The sequence below is a fragment of the Vibrio antiquarius genome (assembly GCF_000024825.1).
Taxonomy (GTDB): Bacteria; Pseudomonadota; Gammaproteobacteria; order Enterobacterales; family Vibrionaceae; genus Vibrio; species Vibrio diabolicus.
Genome location: NC_013456.1, coordinates 2621835 through 2640087, shown reverse-complemented (window position 1 = coordinate 2640087; position 18253 = coordinate 2621835). Strand labels below are relative to the sequence as shown.

General features: G+C 44.3%; 16 protein-coding genes. 8 read left to right on the top strand and 8 right to left on the bottom strand.

Annotated elements, in window-relative coordinates; translation table 11 throughout:
• Positions 1-2 precede the first annotated feature (2 nt).
• Positions 3-572, bottom strand: a complete 570-nt coding sequence (locus tag VEA_RS12205; RefSeq protein ID WP_006742154.1) for a hypothetical protein — start codon at positions 570-572, stop codon at positions 3-5.
• Between the two features lie 249 nt (positions 573-821).
• Between VEA_RS12205 and lolC the strand changes: the two genes are divergently transcribed.
• Genes lolC through lolE form a run of 3 tightly spaced genes read left to right on the top strand, consistent with a single transcriptional unit; the run spans position 822 to position 3977 of the window.
• Positions 822-2030, top strand: coding sequence for a lipoprotein-releasing ABC transporter permease subunit LolC (gene lolC / locus VEA_RS12200; protein WP_006742153.1), 1209 nt, complete (start codon positions 822-824; stop codon positions 2028-2030).
• On the top strand, positions 2023-2730 hold the full coding sequence (gene lolD / locus VEA_RS12195; RefSeq protein WP_006742152.1) for a lipoprotein-releasing ABC transporter ATP-binding protein LolD: 708 nt from the start codon (positions 2023-2025) through the stop codon (positions 2728-2730). The genes lolC and lolD overlap by 8 nt, the downstream gene beginning before the upstream one ends.
• Before the next feature lie 2 nt (positions 2731-2732).
• Entirely contained in the window at positions 2733-3977 is a 1245-nt protein-coding gene (gene lolE, locus VEA_RS12190; protein ID WP_012841999.1) for a lipoprotein-releasing ABC transporter permease subunit LolE, read from the top strand.
• 148 nt (positions 3978-4125) lie between these two features.
• On the opposite strand, the gene VEA_RS12185 is transcribed toward lolE, so the two are convergent.
• On the bottom strand, positions 4126-4635 hold the full coding sequence (locus tag VEA_RS12185) for a DUF2062 domain-containing protein (protein ID WP_006742150.1): 510 nt from the start codon (positions 4633-4635) through the stop codon (positions 4126-4128).
• Positions 4636-4643: 8 nt separating this feature from the next.
• On the opposite strand from VEA_RS12185, the gene VEA_RS12180 reads away from it, so the two are divergent.
• The 5 genes from VEA_RS12180 to kdsB are packed head-to-tail and all read left to right on the top strand — an operon-like array spanning position 4644 to position 10610.
• The gene (locus VEA_RS12180) at positions 4644-6902 is read left to right on the top strand and encodes a DNA internalization-related competence protein ComEC/Rec2 (protein WP_006742149.1); all 2259 of its coding nucleotides are present in this window, start codon (positions 4644-4646) and stop codon (positions 6900-6902) included.
• Between the two features lie 31 nt (positions 6903-6933).
• The gene (gene msbA, locus VEA_RS12175; RefSeq protein WP_006742148.1) at positions 6934-8682 is read left to right on the top strand and encodes a lipid A ABC transporter ATP-binding protein/permease MsbA; all 1749 of its coding nucleotides are present in this window, start codon (positions 6934-6936) and stop codon (positions 8680-8682) included.
• Between the two features lie 5 nt (positions 8683-8687).
• Complete coding sequence (gene lpxK, locus VEA_RS12170; RefSeq protein ID WP_006742147.1) at positions 8688-9695, top strand: tetraacyldisaccharide 4'-kinase; 1008 nt, start codon at positions 8688-8690, stop codon at positions 9693-9695.
• Positions 9676-9855, top strand: a complete 180-nt coding sequence (locus tag VEA_RS12165) for a Trm112 family protein (RefSeq protein ID WP_005390649.1) — start codon at positions 9676-9678, stop codon at positions 9853-9855. Before lpxK ends, VEA_RS12165 begins: the two co-directional genes overlap by 20 nt.
• The gene (gene kdsB, locus VEA_RS12160; RefSeq protein ID WP_005390653.1) at positions 9855-10610 is read left to right on the top strand and encodes a 3-deoxy-manno-octulosonate cytidylyltransferase; all 756 of its coding nucleotides are present in this window, start codon (positions 9855-9857) and stop codon (positions 10608-10610) included. The genes VEA_RS12165 and kdsB overlap by 1 nt, the downstream gene beginning before the upstream one ends.
• Positions 10611-10687: 77 nt before the next feature.
• Here kdsB and VEA_RS12155 read toward each other — a convergent pair whose 3' ends face one another.
• From VEA_RS12155 to pflA, 6 genes are all read right to left on the bottom strand, one after another.
• Entirely contained in the window at positions 10688-12247 is a 1560-nt protein-coding gene (locus tag VEA_RS12155; RefSeq protein ID WP_006742146.1) for a SpoVR family protein, read from the bottom strand.
• Positions 12248-12258: 11 nt separating this feature from the next.
• On the bottom strand, positions 12259-13530 hold the full coding sequence (locus VEA_RS12150) for a YeaH/YhbH family protein (protein ID WP_005390656.1): 1272 nt from the start codon (positions 13528-13530) through the stop codon (positions 12259-12261).
• A 47-nt stretch (positions 13531-13577) separates the two neighbouring features.
• Positions 13578-15512, bottom strand: a complete 1935-nt coding sequence (locus tag VEA_RS12145) for a PrkA family serine protein kinase (RefSeq protein WP_005390658.1) — start codon at positions 15510-15512, stop codon at positions 13578-13580.
• A gap of 486 nt (positions 15513-15998) precedes the next feature.
• A complete protein-coding gene (locus VEA_RS12140; RefSeq protein WP_005390659.1) occupies positions 15999-16499 on the bottom strand; it encodes a YfbU family protein in 501 nt (166 codons plus the stop codon).
• A 136-nt stretch (positions 16500-16635) separates the two neighbouring features.
• Entirely contained in the window at positions 16636-17301 is a 666-nt protein-coding gene (locus tag VEA_RS12135; RefSeq protein ID WP_006742143.1) for an energy-coupling factor ABC transporter permease, read from the bottom strand.
• Between the two features lie 154 nt (positions 17302-17455).
• Entirely contained in the window at positions 17456-18196 is a 741-nt protein-coding gene (gene pflA / locus VEA_RS12130; RefSeq protein ID WP_005390663.1) for a pyruvate formate lyase 1-activating protein, read from the bottom strand.
• Between the last annotated feature and the right edge of the window lie 57 nt (positions 18197-18253).

Genomic DNA, 18253 nt, shown 5'->3' with positions numbered 1-18253 from the left:
AGTTATTTTTTATCTCGCTCCATCGAGCGCTGACGTAAAAGTTTTTGTTGTTGATATAGTGCCGCCTTTATCAGCAAATCTTGGTCAGATTCACGTAGCATCTTATATCTAAGAGTGATAATGAAATCTTGCTCTGAAGCATCACATTCTTCTACTTGAGCGTAACCGTAAATCGCTGCAGCAGGATGATCGAGAAACAGTTTAACACGAACGAGTTGTTGGGCAGATAGCGCTGTATCTGAACGGTAACTGAGTTGGCTGGCGCCAAACTTCGTGGTTTGATATCGAATGGAGGCGTCATCTTGTTGTGAAAGCATAAAGCTCAACAAGAGGTTAAGTTTCGCGTTTTGCGTATCAAGCAAGTTAATCACATGCTTTAAATCTTTGTTTTTTAGCTCTAGACGTGCATTGTCTGCCAACATATCTAGATGGCTAAATTCGCTGGCAACAATAAACGGTGCTGGAATTTCGGAGACAAAGGTTTCTTCATCTGGCAAAGCAAAATCCGCACTCAACGTTTCGACGTTGATAGTGAGATTATGATGGACGGTAAAGTATTCTTGCTCTGTCATATAGTCGGTCCTTTTGCCAGCGAGCGCTCCCTGTTCACTCAACAAACAAAGAGAAGTAGGGCACTGATTATCGCTAACTGAATGAAGTTATCAAGTTTACCTGATTTGTCCTTGAACTTTTTGCCCTAAATACAGACTTATTGCATGTCGTTGACAAATTTAGCGATTCTCTTGTCTTCTTAATGAGAAGAGTAAGGTAAGATAATCTGCTAAAGCTTTATATCAAAACAACCAGTTGGTTTGTCTTATATGTATCATCCTATCTCATTATTTATTGGTTTGAGATATCTTCGGGGACGCTCTGGGGATAGGTTCAGCCGATTTGTTTCTTATATGTCGACGGCGGGTATTACGATCGGTGTAATGGCGTTGGTGACGGTTCTTTCTGTGATGAATGGGTTCGAATCGCAGTTAAAAGAGCGCATTTTAGGTGTGCTGCCTCACGCTGTTGTTTCACAACACGATGGAAAAACGCCGTTGACCGAGTCTGCCCCTCCATTTGTTCAAGCGATGTCGAGTGAATCTGAACCGGAGCCTATCGTTCGTGGAGAGGCCGTAATTCAGAGTTCTGCGCAACTGACGGCAGGTTATCTCATTGGCATTGAACCAAAGAAAGGCGATCCGATTAGCAACCATTTGATTGCTGGGCGATTATCGTCACTTCAAGCGGGCGATTACAACGTCTTTTTAGGTCATAGCTTGGCGCGCTCGCTAAAGGTATCAATGGGGGATAAAGTGCGCTTAATGGTGACCAACGCGACTCAGTTTACCCCACTTGGCCGTATTCCTAGCCAGCGCAATTTTACTGTCGCTGGTATTTTCAATACGGGATCGGACGTTGATGGTCAATTAATGATTGTGAACATGACGGATGCATCTAAGCTGATGCGTTTCCCTAAAGACACGGTTTCTGGTTGGCGTGTCTTTTTCTCTGACCCATTTATGGTGACGGATTTTGCTGATCAACCCATGCCTGACGGGTGGCAATGGAGTGATTGGCGCGAGCAGCGTGGTGAGCTTTTCCAAGCGGTGAAAATGGAAAAGAACATGATGGGACTCATGCTAGGTCTGATAGTGGGCGTTGCTGCATTCAATATTATCTCCGCCTTAATCATGGTGGTGATGGAGAAACAATCAGAAGTCGCAATATTGAAAACTCAAGGCATGACTCAATCTCAAGTGATGGCCATTTTCATGGTACAAGGGGCGAGCAGCGGTGTAATTGGCGCGATTGTCGGTGGCGCTGCGGGAGTGATCTTGTCACTTAACCTGAATGCGATTCTTGAATCTGCCGGTGTGGCGCTATTCAGTTTCGGTGGCCATCTACCTATTTTGATTGATTCACTGCAAATTCTTTTAGTGGTGGTGTTGGCGATTGCTCTTAGCCTCGCTGCTACGCTTTATCCTTCTTATCGAGCATCTTCTGTTAAACCTGCTGAGGCACTTCGCTATGAATAAGCTATTAGAATGTCGTGATATTCGTAAAGTCTACCGAGAGGGTTCGTTAGATACGGAAGTGTTGAAAGGCGTAAGTTTCGATATCGATAAAGGGGAGCTGGTTTCTATTGTTGGCTCTTCTGGTTCTGGAAAAAGTACCTTATTGCATATTTTAGGGGCGTTAGATGACGCAACTCATGGTGAAGTTGATTTTCTAGGGCAAAACCTATCGGCTTTAAGTTCGAATAAACAGGCGGCTTTACGCAACAAGCACCTTGGTTTTGTATACCAGTTCCATCACTTGTTAGCTGATTTTACTGCGCTTGAAAACGTGGCGATGCCACTGATGATTGGCGGCGCTAAAGTAGCGGATGCAAAACAGGCGGCTAAAGCGTTGTTAGATAAAGTTGGTTTGAGTCATCGGATGCAACATAGACCCTCCGAGTTATCGGGCGGTGAGCGTCAGCGTGTTGCGATTGCGCGTGCATTGGTGAATAAACCTGATCTGGTCTTGGCCGATGAACCTACGGGGAACTTAGATCACAATACGGCACTGTCTATCTATGATTTGATGCGCGAGCTCAATAAAGAGTCAAACATTGCATTTTTGGTTGTCACGCATGACAAAGAGCTGGCAGCGAAAATGGATCGTCAAATGCACATGCAAGATGGTTTGCTCGTGGATCGTTTTGTGACTGATACTGCGTTTTCGGAGGGCTAATTTTGTTTTCATCTTTAGCATTGATGATTGGTGGTCGCTTCAGTCGAGCGAAAAAGCGCAACAAGATGGTGTCTTTCATTTCGCTTTCTTCAACGATTGGCATTGCGGTTGGTGTAGCCGTTATCATTATCGGTCTTTCTGCAATGAATGGCTTTGAGCGTGAGCTGCAATCGCGTGTGTTGTCTGTGATTCCACACGGTGAGTTGGAAGGTGTTAATGGACCGCTTCATAACTACACCAAAACGATGAATCAAGCTCTAAACCATGAACATGTTGTGGCGGCAGCACCGTACGTTCGTTTTACGGGCTTAGCAGAAAAAGGCAGTAAGCTAAAAGCGATAGAAGTTCGTGGCGTAGAGCCTACTTTCGAGCAAGCGGTGTCGAGCTTATCGAATTTTATTGACCAAGAAGCTTGGCAAAACTTTTATGCCGGTCAGCAGCAAGTGATCTTAGGCCGAGGTGTAGCCAACGAGTTAAATGTCGCCGTGGGGGATTACATTACGTTGATGATTCCGCAAGCAGGCGGCGCAAACAAAGTGCAGGCTCCCAAGCGTGTGCGCGTGAAGGTGTCTGGGTTCTTAACGTTGAATGGCCAAATAGACCACTCTTTAGCGTTAGTGCCATTAGCGGATGCTCAGCAATACGCGAGGTTAGGGGAAGGGGTCACTGGCATTTCACTAAAAACGGATGATGTTCTCAATGCACCTTCTATTGTTCGTGAGGTAGGTAGCATGGTGGATGTTTACGTGTATTTGAAAAGCTGGCAGCAAAAGTTTGGTTTTTTGTATCGCGATATTCAGCTCGTACGCACCATTATGTACTTGGTGATGGTACTGGTGATTGGTGTGGCATGTTTTAACATTGTGTCTACGCTGATGATGGCAGTGAAAGATCGAGCCGCAGAAATTGCAATTTTGCGAACTATGGGAGCGAAAGATAGCCTAATCAAGCGTATCTTTGTTTGGCAAGGCGTGTTCTCTGGTGTATTTGGCAGTCTCGTCGGCAGTGTTATTGGTGTCTTAGTGGCGTTAAACCTGACTCCGTTGATTAAAGGGTTAGAGAGTTTAATTGGTCATCAGTTTTTATCGGGTGATATTTACTTCGTTGACTTCTTACCATCACAGTTACACTGGCCAGACGTAGCATTGGTATCGATGACGGCGATCGTTCTGAGTTTGCTTGCAACGTGGTATCCCGCTTCTCGCGCCGCGAAGTTAAATCCAGCAGCGGTGCTGAGTTCTAAATAACCAACCGTTTTACAATACGAGAAAATCAAAAAGGACCGAATTCGGTCCTTTTTTGTATTTATCCAACTTGAGCGACATCGTGTTTCATTCTAACTGTTAGGTGCCCCTCAACTGATAGCGCAAATGCTGATTTTTATGCAGTAACGTCTTATCTTATTTTGCGTTTTTGCCAGCTCCGAACCACTGAGTAGCGCCAAAGTCCTCTAATGCCGAAGTAGCCAATAATCGCGGATATGACACCACAGATAGCACAGCCTAATAAGAATGGAGGGCCAATAGTGCTCATCTGTTGCATGATGAATTCCCACGAAAGTTCAAAGTGGAAAGGTTGCGGAGGAACATGCATCACTAAAGCGCCAAGCTTATACGCAAAATAAAATAACACAGGCATGGTGATGGGGTTGCTTATCCATACCAAAGCGACGGAGAGAGGTAAATTGACGCCAAGCATGATTGCCAAACCTGCAGCCATGATCATTTGGCTTGGTAGCGGAACAAATGCCATAAATAACCCGACAGCAAAAGCCCCAGACGCCGAGCGACGATTTAAACACCACAAGTTCGGGTTGTACAACACATTGCCGAAGACCTTCAATGCTTTTTGGCGTTTGATCAATTCATGATCTGGCATGAAGCGTTTTATCAGCTTTCTAGGCATAGGACAGCATGACTCTCTCAGAAAAAAGTTGGACCTTGGCGTTATTTGTAGCGAGCGTAATTTCGTCAGCTTGGTGGCCGACAATACCAGATTGGCGTTGGCTGCTGCTGGGAATAATAACCACTGGCTCAATAATCAAATTACGTCGTGGCTTAATTAGCATAGGCGCAATTGCGGGCTTTATGGTTGTCATCGTCCACGGCAATGTATTGGAGTCTCAGAGACAAGCCCTTTTTCAAGCAGGGGAGAATATTACCATAATTGGTAAAGTTGACAGCCCTTTTACGCAAATAAGTCACGGATATGAAGGCATTGTGGCTCTAAAAAAGGTAAATTCTCAAACTCTGTTACCTTTTCTTAAACCTAAAATCCGTCTTATTACGCCTTTTCCACTCGATGTTAACAGTGAGTTTACGACATCCGTCTCGTTAAAGCCGATTACAGGCCTACGCAACGAAGCTGGTTTTGACGCTGAAAAGCACGCAATGGGTAAAAGTATTATCGCACGCGGTGTTGTTAACAAGGATGTTACCTGGATTATTCGTTCTACTACATCTTTGCGCCAAGCCATTATCGCTGATGTTTCGGAGGATGTGTCCTCCCTTCATCATTTCTCGTTAATAAATGCGTTAGTTTTTGCCGATCGCTCTTGGTTATCTAAGGAGGATTGGCAAGCACTCAGAGACAGTGGTTTACTGCACTTGGTCTCGATTTCGGGCTTACATATTGGTATGGCGTTTACTTTTGGGGTAGTGGTGGGCGGTGCCATTCGTTATGCGTTACCTCAATACCAGCTATTGCCTAGCTTATGTGGGCTGATGTTTGCCGTTGCCTATGCTTGGTTAGCGGACTTCTCATTACCTACTACCCGCGCGGTGTCTGTATGTGTTATTTACGTCGTTCTCAAATATACCTTAGTGCACTGGGCTTCCTGGCGGGTACTTTTGCTCGCGGTAGCGCTACAACTGCTTGTTCAACCTTTTGCATCGTATAGCATGAGTTTTTGGTTATCGTATTTGTCAGTTTGCGCAGTGCTGTTTGCAATCAATTTGGTTCGGCATCAAAACGGGGGCTGGAAGGCGAAGTTAAAAGTGTTATTGCTTACTCAATTGATGTTGAGTGCGTTAATCGTGCCTATTAGTGGCTATTACTTTTCTGGTTTCAGTTTGTCATCAATTGCATACAACTTGGCGTTTATTCCTTGGTTCGGATTTATCGTTGTGCCTTTGATGTTTCTGGCCCTGTTCTCATCTTTATTTCTTGAAATGATAGCAAAGCCTCTGTGGCAGTTGGTGGACTGGTCATTGCAGCCATTGAGCACGTCAATTCAGTACGCGATAGGCTCCTGGCAAGCCATTAGTATAGAAATGACAGGGTTGATTCTGGCGGGAATTATTTGCTTGGTGTTTCAACGATTCATGTTTCAGTACGCGTGGTGTTTGTTACTTGGCATTGTAATTAGTATTAAGCTCACATCGGAATATGATCAGCAACATTGGCGCATTGATGTACTAGATGTGGGCCATGGCCTTGCGGTGATTGTAGAAAAAGACGATAAAGTGTTGCTCTATGATACAGGTAAAGCATGGCAAAATGGCAGTATTGCGGAGCAGGTCGTCACTCCGGTCTTGCATCAACGAGGTTATGAAAGCATCGATACGATGATCCTCAGCCACTCCGACAATGACCATGCAGGAGGACGCTTGTTCATTGAAGATTCCTTTTCGCCACAGCGCAAACTCAGTAGCCAAAACTTTATCGGATATGAGTCTTGTACTCGCGGCGATCATTGGAAATGGCAAGGGTTAAATATAGAAGTACTTTGGCCTCCTGCTCTTGTTCAACGTGCATATAATCCGCACTCTTGTGTACTACGCCTTACCGACCCTATTTCTACGTTCAGTATGCTTTTTACTGGTGATATTGAGACCATTAGCGAGTGGATCTTGCTCAGGGAGCCTGAAAAGTTAAAAAGTGATGTGATGTTGGTCCCTCATCATGGTAGTAAAAGTTCGTCGAATCCTCGCTTTATTGAAGCGGTAAACCCGAGTGTGGCCGTTGCTTCTTTGGCAAAAAATAATCAATGGGGAATGCCGGCAGAACATGTTGTTACAGCATATCGCAAGCTTGACATTACTTGGCTTGATACTGGGGAATATGGTCAGGTAAGCTTCTCTATTCACCGTGATAATTGGCGCTCAGAAACCAAACGTAGCGATACATTTGAGCCTTGGTATAGGCAGATGCTGCGTAAGGGAGTAGAATGAGAGTCTTAATGTAAGAAAATAAAGCACTTCTATGTCGATAAATACTGATGAAACGACTTGGCAGACGTTTAAGCGTCTATGGCAATTTATTCGCCTTTACAAGTCAGGTCTTGTCGTTGCAGTCATTGCATTAGTTATTAATGCTATATCAGATACCTATATGATTTCCCTATTAAAACCATTACTAGATGAAGGTTTTGGGAACGCTGAATCTGATTTTCTACGCACGCTTCCATTGATTATTTTTGCCATGATGTTTGTCCGTGGCATAAGTGGATTTGTCTCCACATACTGTTTGAGCTGGGTATCCGGCAATGTGGTTATGCAAGTCCGCCGTATGGTATTCAATCACTTTATGCATATGCCTGTGTCTTACTTCGATAAGGAAAAGACGGGCAATTTATTGTCACGCATTACCTACGATTCAGAGCAAGTCTCTGCGGCAACTAGCCAAGCGTTAGTGAGCATCGTTCGCGAAGGTGCAAGTATCATTGGCCTGTTAGTCCTGATGTTTTACAACAGCTGGCAGTTGTCGTTAGTGCTGTTTGCTGTTGCTCCTGTTGTCGCGTGGGGTATTGGTGTCGTTTCTAAACGTTTTAGAAAAATATCCAAAAATATGCAGACAATGATGGGCAACGTTACTGCGTCAGCAGAGCAGATGCTTAAAGGCCATAAAGTCGTGCTGAGCTACGGTGGCCAGGATATCGAGCGTCAACGATTTGAGAAGGTCAGCAACCAAATGCGTCAACAAAGCATGAAGTTGGTGACTGCTCAAGCAGCGGCTAACCCTATCATCCAAATGATTGCGTCACTTGCTATTGTTGCCGTTCTTTACTTAGCAAGTATTGACTCGATTAAAGAGCAACTGACTCCAGGTACATTTACCGTTGTCTTCTCTGCGATGTTTGGTTTGATGCGTCCGCTTAAAGCGCTTACTAACGTTACCTCTCAGTTCCAACGTGGTATGGCCGCGAGCCAAACGCTCTTTGCGTTGATTGACCTTGAGCCTGAGAAAAACGAAGGTAAGTTGACAGTTGAACGCGCAAATGGCGATGTTTCAGTTAAAAACGTAAGCTTTACTTATACTGGCGCAGAAAAGCCAGCATTGGAAAATGTCAGCTTCGATATTCCAAGAGGGAAGACCGTTGCGCTGGTTGGTCGTTCCGGTTCCGGTAAAAGTACCATCGCGAACTTGTTCAATCGTTTCTATGATGTTGATAGTGGCTCTATCACATTAGACGGACATGATATTCGTGAATACGAGTTAAAGAACTTGCGTCAGCAGTTTGCGCTAGTATCACAAAATGTTCATTTATTTAATGACACGATTGCAAACAATATTGCTTACGCAACGGATGGAAAATACGAGCGTAGTGATATCGAGAAAGCGGCAAAACTCGCGCATGCTATGGAATTCATCAGCAAAATGGATGATGGACTTGATACCATGATTGGTGAAAATGGCGCGAGTCTATCTGGCGGTCAACGTCAACGTGTCGCTATTGCACGTGCTCTATTGCGTGATGCACCGGTATTGATTCTTGATGAGGCGACCTCTGCTTTGGATACGGAATCAGAACGCGCTATCCAAGCTGCATTAGATGAGCTGCAGAAAGACAAAACGGTACTCGTGATTGCGCACCGCTTGTCAACTATCGAGAAAGCCGATGAGATTCTTGTGGTTGATGATGGCGCCATCATTGAGCGTGGCAACCATGCCGATCTGATTGCAAAAAATGGTGCGTATGCACAATTGCACCGTATTCAGTTTGGTGAATAGACGCGGTGGTTGAAAAAATCTGGTTTGAAAACCATCCAATAAAATACCTCTTGTGGCCGCTTTTGTGGCCACTGAGTGTATTATTTGGAGCAATAAGTAAGTCTAAGCGAAAGCAATATCAAACAGGCCGTAAGCAAGCCTACAACGCGCCTATCCCTGTTATTGTTGTCGGCAATATCACGGCTGGTGGTAATGGCAAAACACCAGTTGTGGTTTGGCTTGTTGAGCAACTGCAACAGCTTGGGCTTAAGCCAGGGGTCGTTTCTCGTGGCTATGGAGCAAAAGCTCCTGCCTATCCGTTAGTGCTAAAAGAAGATACGCCTGCGAAACATTGTGGTGATGAACCTAAGTTGATTCATCGACGCACAGGAGCGCCTGTTGCGGTAGACCCGGTGCGTTCAAATGCAGTGAAAGCACTGCTTGAGTCAGGTGTGGATATCATTATTACGGACGATGGGTTACAACATTATGCGTTAGGCCGTGATATTGAGTTAGTGATTGTGGATGGGAATCGTCGATTTGGGAATGAAAGCCTCATTCCGCTTGGCCCACTGCGTGAAGGGGTCGAGCGTCTTGCTGAAGTCGACTTTATCATCACCAATGGCGGTCAAGCACATACGGGCGAAATCGCAATGACTTTAGCTCCATCTAAAGCCATTAACCTCAAGACTAAGCAACTTGTGGAAGTTTCTGAGTTAAAAGAGCTAGTGGCATTTGCAGGGATTGGGCATCCACCACGATTTTTTCATACACTAAACTCGATGAACGCAGATGTTAAAGTCACAAAAGGTTTTGCTGACCATCAAGACTTTGACCAACAAGAATTAGAAGCATTGGCTCAACAAGGGGCCAATGTGATTATGACCGAGAAAGATGCTGTCAAGTGCAGCCATTATGCGCAAGATAATTGGTGGTATCTGCCTGTATCTGCCCAGTTTGAACCAAACGATGCAGAGCAAATTTTAAATAGAATAAAAGAGGTTAAAGCGGCTTATGGATCACCGTCTGCTTGAGATTGTAGCTTGCCCTGTTTGCAAAGGTAAGCTGACGTACGATAAAGAGAATCAAGAGTTGATCTGCAAATTGGATCGCCTCGCTTACCCGATCAAAGAGGGTATTCCCGTTCTACTCGAGCCTGAGGCTCGTACTATGAGTATGGATGAGGGACGCTAATGTCTTTTACGGTTGTCATTCCTTCGCGTTATGCATCGAGCCGCTTGCCTGGTAAACCGTTAGCGGATATTGGCGGTAAGCCTATGGTTCAGTGGGTTTACGAGCAAGCGCTACAAGCGGGTGCGGAAGATGTTATCGTGGCAACTGATGACGAGCGTGTTGCTGATGCTGTCTCGTCGTTTGGTGGTAAAGTCTGTATGACCTCTCCTAACCACGAATCAGGTACTGAACGCCTTGCTGAAGTTGTTGAAAAGATGGCTATTCCGGCAGACCACATTATTGTTAATGTGCAAGGGGACGAGCCTTTGATTCCACCATCTATCATTCGTCAGGTTGCTGATAACTTATCGGGGTGTGACGCTCCGATGGCGACATTAGCCGTAGAAATAGACTCGGAAGAAGAAGTGTTTAATCCGAATGCAGTTAAAGTTGTGGCTAATGAGCAAGGCTATGCGATGTACTTTAGCCGAGCAACTATCCCTTGGGATCGCGATAACTTTGCCAAACAAGACAAAATCATTGCCAACCCATTAATGCGTCATATTGGTATTTATGCTTATCGAGCTGGTTTCATTAATACGTATGTAAATTGGGCTCCGAGCGCATTGGAGCAGATCGAGTGCCTTGAGCAACTACGAGTGCTTTGGTACGGTGAAAAAATTCATGTAGCGGTAGCGAAAGAAGCGCCAGCAGCCGGCGTTGATACGCCAGAAGATCTAGAGGCGGTGCGCGCTATTGTGGCGAAGCAAGCATAACCAAAGGTCACATTGAATTAAGAACGAGAAAGGCTCCTGAATTAGGAGCCTTTTTGTTGCTTATATCCAAGTATTAGTTAGATGTTTGTGTCATATTGGTTTCGTTTAGGGCAGGTCGCTAAGACTTCTCGGTGACCTGTGTCTTTTACTTCTTGCAGAATGACATCAAATCCCCACAATCGGTATACGTGTTTCAGAACTTCTTCGTAACTGTCATCAAGCGGGATTCGGTTATGAGGTACGTATTGCAACGTGAGTGAGCGGTCACCACGAACATCGACATTAAATACCTGAATGTTTGGCTCAAGATTAGATAAGTTGTACTGAGCGGCTAAGGTTTCTCTAATGCGTTTATAACCCATCTCATCGTGTATCGCGGCGACTTCAATAAAGTTTTTGTGGTCATCATCGTTGATCGCAAACAGCTTGAAATCACGCATTAATTTCGGAGAAAGGTATTGGCTAATGAAGCTTTCATCTTTGAAATTATGCATCGCGAAATGTACCGCATCTAACCAATCGGTTCCTGCCAAATCCGGAAACCACTCCTTGTCCTCATCAGTTGGTTCTTCACAGATACGTTTAATATCTCGGAACATGGCAAAGCCCAAGGCGTATGGATTAATACCATTAAAGTAAGGGCTATTATAAGGCGGTTGAGCTACCACACTGGTATGGCTATGTAAGAACTCTAGTATGAACTTTTCGGATACCAAACCCTCATCGTAAAGATGGTTGAGAATGGTGTAATGCCAGAATGTTGCCCAGCCTTCGTTCATGACCTGCGTTTGTTTTTGCGGATAAAAATACTGACTGATTTTGCGTACAATCCGCACGACTTCACGTTGCCACGGCTCTAGTAGTGGGGCATGCTTTTCGAAAAAGTAGAGCAAGTTTTCCTGAGGCTCGCTTGGGAACCGCTCTTTAAGATCTTCCTCTTTGGTTTTGGCTCTTGGTACCGTGCGCCACAATTCATTCACTTGAGACTGTAAGTATGCCTCGCGTTCTTCTTGTCGCGCTTTCTCTTCGGTAATGGAGATTTTCTCTGGTCGCTTGTAACGATCTACACCAAAGTTCATTAAGGCGTGGCAGGAGTCGAGCAGTTTTTCCACTTCCTGTACTCCATATCGCTCCTCACATTCAGCTAAGTACTTTTTGGCAAACAGCAAATAATCGATGATGGAGCTAGCGTCCGTCCAGGTTTGGAACAGATAATTACCTTTGAAGAAAGAGTTGTGCCCGTAACAAGCGTGAGCAATCACTAGCGCTTGCATTGTCACGGTGTTTTCTTCCATCAAATAGGCGATACACGGATTGGAGTTAATGACAATCTCGTAGGCTAACCCCATTTGACCATGCTTATAGTTCTGTTCCGTTTGGATGAACTTTTTACCAAACGACCAGTGGTTGTAATTGATGGGCATACCAATACTTGAGTAGGCATCCATCATTTGTTCGGAAGTAATCACTTCTATCTGGTTAGGGTAAGTGTCTAGGCGATAGTGTTGTGCGACACGCTTAATCTCTTTGTGGTAGCGTTCCAACAGCTCAAATGTCCAATCCGGTCCATCTGGCAGCATTTTACTATTACGCTTCTTAGGCGCCTCTCCTGAGAGGTTTTTCGTTGCGGTACTCATCGCTAGCCTCCTTACGCCGTTTCTTTTTGGAATAGTTCACGGAAGACTGGGAAAATATCCTCCACAGAGCGAATGTTTTTCATTGCGAAGTTCGGAAATTCATCGGTGAGTTTTTCGTACTCATGCCATAGAGTTTGGTGCGAGCGTCGTGTGATCTCTATGTAGGAGTAGTACTGACAGTTTGGCAGTAGTTTGTTCACTAATAGATCGCGGCATCTTGGCGAGTCATCTGCCCAGTTATCGCCATCAGATGCTTGCGCAGCATAAATGTTCCATTGTCCAATTGGATAGCGCTCTTTTACGATTTCGTCCATCAGTTTCAATGCGCTGGATACAATAGTGCCCCCGGTCTCTTGCGAGTAGAAGAACTCGTGTTCGTCCACTTCTTTCGCTTGGGTGTGGTGGCGAATAAAGACGACGTCTACATTCTCGTAAGTACGAGTTAAAAACAGGTATAACAGAACGTAAAAACGTTTTGCGATGTCTTTCGTTGCTTGATCCATCGAGCCCGATACGTCCATCAAACAAAACATCACAGCTTGACTAGATGGTACAGGGCGTTTTTCATAGTTTTTAAAGCGTAAGTCGAAGGTGTCAATAAATGGAACCCCCTCAATTTTCTTACGCAGCTCTTCAATTTCAGCCTTCAAGCGGTTCTCTTCAAACTGCTGAGCGGGTTCAATGTTTTTGATACGAGCAAGTTCATCTTCTAGCTCTTTGAGAAGACGTTTCTTACCCGCGGTCATTGCCGTACGTCGTGCAAGAGATTGTTGCAGCGAACGTACTACCGCAATGTTTGAAGGGATACCAGCAGTTTGAAAGCCTGCGCGGTGCGTTTTCCATTCAGTAATTTTGGCAATTTGGTTTTTTTCTAGATTAGGCAGCTCGAGATCTTCGAACAAAATATCGAGGTACTCATCTTTTGATATTTGGAATACAAATTCGTCTTGGCCTTCTCCATCTGGACTGGCATTGCCTTCTCCCGAGCCACTACCTTGACCGCCACCTTTGGGACGCTCAATTTTATCACCAGTAATGAATTGGTCATTGCCGGGATGAACTCGTTCGCGAACACCACCTTTGCCTTGATGAAAGATCGGCTCATTGATGTCTTTGTGAGGGATAGAGACGTCTTCGCCCGTTTCCGTATTCGTAATCGAGCGTCGATTCACTGCGTCTGCTACCGACTCTTTTATTTGCTCTTTGTGGCGCTTCAAGAAGCGCTGTCGATTAACAGCGCTCTTGTTCTTGCCATTGAGCCTTCGGTCTATAAATTGCGCCATGAAATAGCCCTCTTCATGTTTCACAAGCGACCTAACTCAATACTGGGTTAGGATGACTTACGTACTCGTAGGTACCACTCAGAAAGTAGGCGAACCTGTTTCTCGGTATAGCCTTTTTCCATCATGCGAGCGACAAAGTCGTCATGCTTCTTCTGATCTTCAGAAGAGGTTTTCGCATTAAATGAGATAACCGGAAGTAGCTCTTCGGTATTGGAGAACATTTTCTTCTCGATTACTGTGCGCAGTTTTTCGTAGCTGGTCCAAACCGGGTTTTGACCATTGTTATTCGCTTTCGCACGAAGCACAAAGTTAACGATTTCGTTTCGGAAATCTTTCGGGTTAGAAATGCCAGCGGTTTTTTCGATCTTCTCTAGTTCAGCATTCAGTGAAGAGCGATCAAATAGCTGACCAGTTTCTGGATCTCGGTACTCTTGGTCTTGAATCCAGAAGTCTGCGTAGGTGACATAGCGGTCGAAGATGTTCTGACCGTATTCAGAGTAAGACTCGAGATAAGCGGTCTGAATCTCTTTACCAATAAATTCAACGTAGCGAGGCACTAGGTAGCCTTTCAAGAACTCGAGATATTTCTCTGCCGTTTCAGCAGGGAACTGTTCACGTTCAACTTGTTGTTCAATCACATAGAACAGGTGTACAGGGTTGGCTGCCACCTCGGTTTGGTCGAAGTTAAATACGCGCGACAAAATCTTAAAGGCGAAACGTGTAGAGAGGCCATTCATGCCTTCATCGACACCCGCATAATCACGATACTCTTGATAGCTTTTCGCTTTCGGATCGGTGTCTTTTAGCGTTTCACCATCGTAGACGCGCATTTTTGAGAAAATGGATGAGTTTTCAGGCTCTTTCAGGCGTGAAAGAATACTGAATTGCGCTAAAGTTTCGAGCGTGCTTGGAGAACAAGGAGCCTGAGACAGCTCACTGTTTTCGAGCAGTTTTTGGTAAATTTTCACTTCTTCGGATACGCGGAGACAGTAAGGTACTTTTACAATGTACACACGGTCGAGGAAGGCTTCGTTATTTTTGTTGTTACGGAAAGTCTGCCACTCAGATTCGTTCGAGTGAGCCAGAATCATACCGTCGAATGGAATCGCAGAAAGACCTTCAGTACCGTTGAAGTTACCTTCTTGCGTTGCCGTCAATAGTGGGTGAAGTACTTTGATCGGCGCTTTGAACATCTCAACGAATTCCATTAAACCTTGGTTTGCTTTACACAGCGCACCGGAGTAGCTGTAGGCATCTGGGTCGTCTTGCGAGTAATGTTCGAGTTTACGGATATCGACTTTACCAACCAGTGATGAAATATCTTGGTTGTTTTCATCCCCTGGTTCTGTTTTAGCAATACCGATCTGATCGAGAATTGAAGGGCGAACTTTCACTACCTTAAATTTAGTGATATCGCCGCCAAATTCATGAAGGCGTTTAGCGGCCCATGGCGACATAATCGAGCGAAGATAACGTTGCTCGATGCCATATTCTTTTTTCAAAATATCGCCGTCTTCCGTGGCTTTGAATAGACAGAATGGATGGTCATTCACTGGGCTACGTTCGCCATTAGCAGTAAGAACATAGATAGGCATCTGTTCCATCAAAGCCTTAAGTTTTTCAGCAAGTGAGGACTTACCACCGCCGACAGGACCGAGTAGGTAAAGGATCTGCTTACGTTCCTCTAAACCTTGCGCCGCGTGTTTTAGGTAAGACACAATTTGCTCTATGGCATCTTCCATACCATAAAAATCTTTAAAGGTTTCATAACGAGAGATAACACGATTCGAGAAGATGCGGCTCAATCTCGGGTCTTTTGCCGTATCAATTATCTCTGGTTCACCGATCGCCATCAGTAGGCGTTCTGCTGCATTAGCATAAGCGCTTTTGTCATCCTTACACAGGGCTAGAAACTCCTGTAACGACATCTCTTCATCTTTTGCAGCTTCATATCTTGATTGATAGTGGTCGAAAATACTCATGTCGCTTTCCCCTTTAATAGTCAGTCTACCGACGAACGTTGATTCAGGCTTTCCCACCTATTGTTATGCTCCTTGTTGTTTGAATATACGTCCTGTTATCACATTTGGTTCGTACAGAATGTAAGATTGGCGACACCAAAGACTTTGCTTTATGGACAGTTTTTTCATTACAACGGTGAGCGGTGGGTATGAATCTTTCAATCACAGCCTTTCTCTACTTAAGCCTAGTCGGGGATTTGCAATTTTGCTTAACAATTATGAATTTATTGCAAAAGTGACATTTGAATCACTCTTTCACTGAAGATGAATTTATGTCGTGAATAGGTGCAATAGAAATCAGATATTTGGCAAAGACAGAAGAGTCTCAGTGATTCATTGCTCTACATCGCACAAGGGAAGCGTAAGAAGGTGAAAAAGCAGCGGTAAGGTTGTGACAGGGCAAATAAAAAAGGAAAGCGAGTGCTTTCCTTTTCGTAGACGAATAGTTTATGCGCTGAAGATTTGTGCAAGCTCGTTTTCGCATAAATGGTACTGACGAGGGCAGTTGCGCCAAGTTTGTAGCATACGACGGTATTTATCCAGCATTGGCATTTGGCTGTTAAAGTGATGGTCTGCTTTATCAAATTGAGGGTACAGACCTTCAGAATCAATAAGGAAGCGTACGTAATGGACTTGTTGGGCCTCTGAAGCAATATCAAACCCAAGGAACTGCAAGCGGCGCTGATCCACTTTGTTACGATCTTCGGTATCGAGCATGTTGTAAGATTCTTGCATCGCGTGATACATCTCCATAACGTCGATGATCTCACGACACTCCGCTTCTGAGAGACAGCCGAAATCTTTATTCAACTCACGCATTTGTAGCTCATAGCCACGTTCAACGATCGTTTGTAAGCGTTTGTATTTGGCCGCATTACTTGGATCAAGTTGAGACATAAGGTTGTATTGGTTTGATAGAATCAAACGTTGAGCGTTTGACATTTCCATGATGACCTCACTAGATATCTAATACATTTTTAATGTGCTTAGGTTAACGCTTAAGACATGAGTGAAACATGATCTCAACACATATTTAATACTAAAAAATGGCAAGAACTGTCACTTTTGACCAGTTTAAAAACGCTTATTTATGGTAATGATTGTATATGTAGTCTCGGTCTGAAAATACTCTTAGCCACTCTGGCTTGAATACGGTTAAAACCGCCAGTGACATACCATTTAATAGGCCCTCAGGGAAGGCAAGCAACGGTACAAAAATAAAGTAGTTATGTTGAATGGTTTCCCAATCGTAATGACCAACCGATAAATGGTAAAAGGAGTTAATCAGCAGATGCAGGCTTCCTGTTATCGCGCCGTTGAAAAAACCTGCAACGAAGATGAACACAAAAATGTTTCTTGGCAAGTAGTGATAACTCAAAAGAAAGACGAGGTAACTAATGAAGATAGGAAGCAGGGCAGACAATACTAAAGACGTGGGTAACTGCAACAACGACACATCATGTAGCAGGTGGTTGACCAGCATTGCGGGGATACTGATTAGAAAGGCCATACGCCAACCATACATCATCGTCAGCGTTGTTAGCGCGAGAAAATGAATCTGTAGTCCTTCTTTTACGCCTGCTTGAGTTGCCCATAGGATGCTGAAAAAAAAGAGTGTTGCAAAAACGAGGTGCTGAAATGCTTTTTCCTTTTCAAGCTTGGGCCAAACTACTTTTTTCCAATCTGGTAGACAGTAGGCGAGCACTATCCAAAGTATGACAACCAGAGAGCCCAAGTTAAACCAATCCATGTTACTTCCTTCCTATGCGATCATGACGCAATCATTTCTATTGTTCTTTTTATACCTAAATCACCTCATAGAGATTCATTGAAGGTACTTAGGTATAGTTAAAAAAATACCAGCAATATGCTGGTATTTTAAAGAGGTTAGTCTTGCTGTTCACTTAGTATTTTACGTTATCGTTGTACTGCGCAAGAATGGATTGAATCTCGTCCATAGTTTCTTTCGGTGGAGGGTTTACCCCTTCGAGTGGGTATTCTAAGCCCAATGCTTCCCATTTATGGGCACCCAATTTGTGATAAGGAAGTAACTCGACCTTTTCGATGTTATCCATATCTTTAATAAACTCACCAAGCATGTGTGCTGCTTCAGGGTCATCTGTGTAACCAGGCACGACTACATAGCGAATCCAAGTTTTCTTTCCGATTTTTTGCAAGTAACGAGCAAAGTCCAATGTACGTCGGTTCGATACGCCGATGAGATCTTGGTGCACTTCATCTTTCATGTGCTTGATATCAAGCATTACTAAGTCTGTTGCATCCAGTACTTCATCAATAACATCAGTGTGTTTACGAACATAACCGTTCGTATCTAGACACGTATGAATACCTTCTGCTTTAGCTGCGCGGAAAAAGTCCCGTACAAATTCAGGTTGAAGCATCGCTTCGCCGCCAGAACAAGTAACGCCACCACCTGATGCATTCATGAAGTGGCGGTAACTTTTCGCTTCGGAAATGATCTCTTCAACCGTAACTTCTTTGCCATCATGCGTATCCCATGTATCGCGATTGTGGCAATACTTACAGCGCATCAAACAACCTTGCAAGAAGACGATAAAACGAATACCAGGTCCGTCTACGGTACCACATGACTCAAATGAGTGAATACGACCAGTTGTTGACATCTTTTGCTCTCATTACTAGTAAATTCTAGCTGTTATTTTATTACAAAAAGCAGGGTT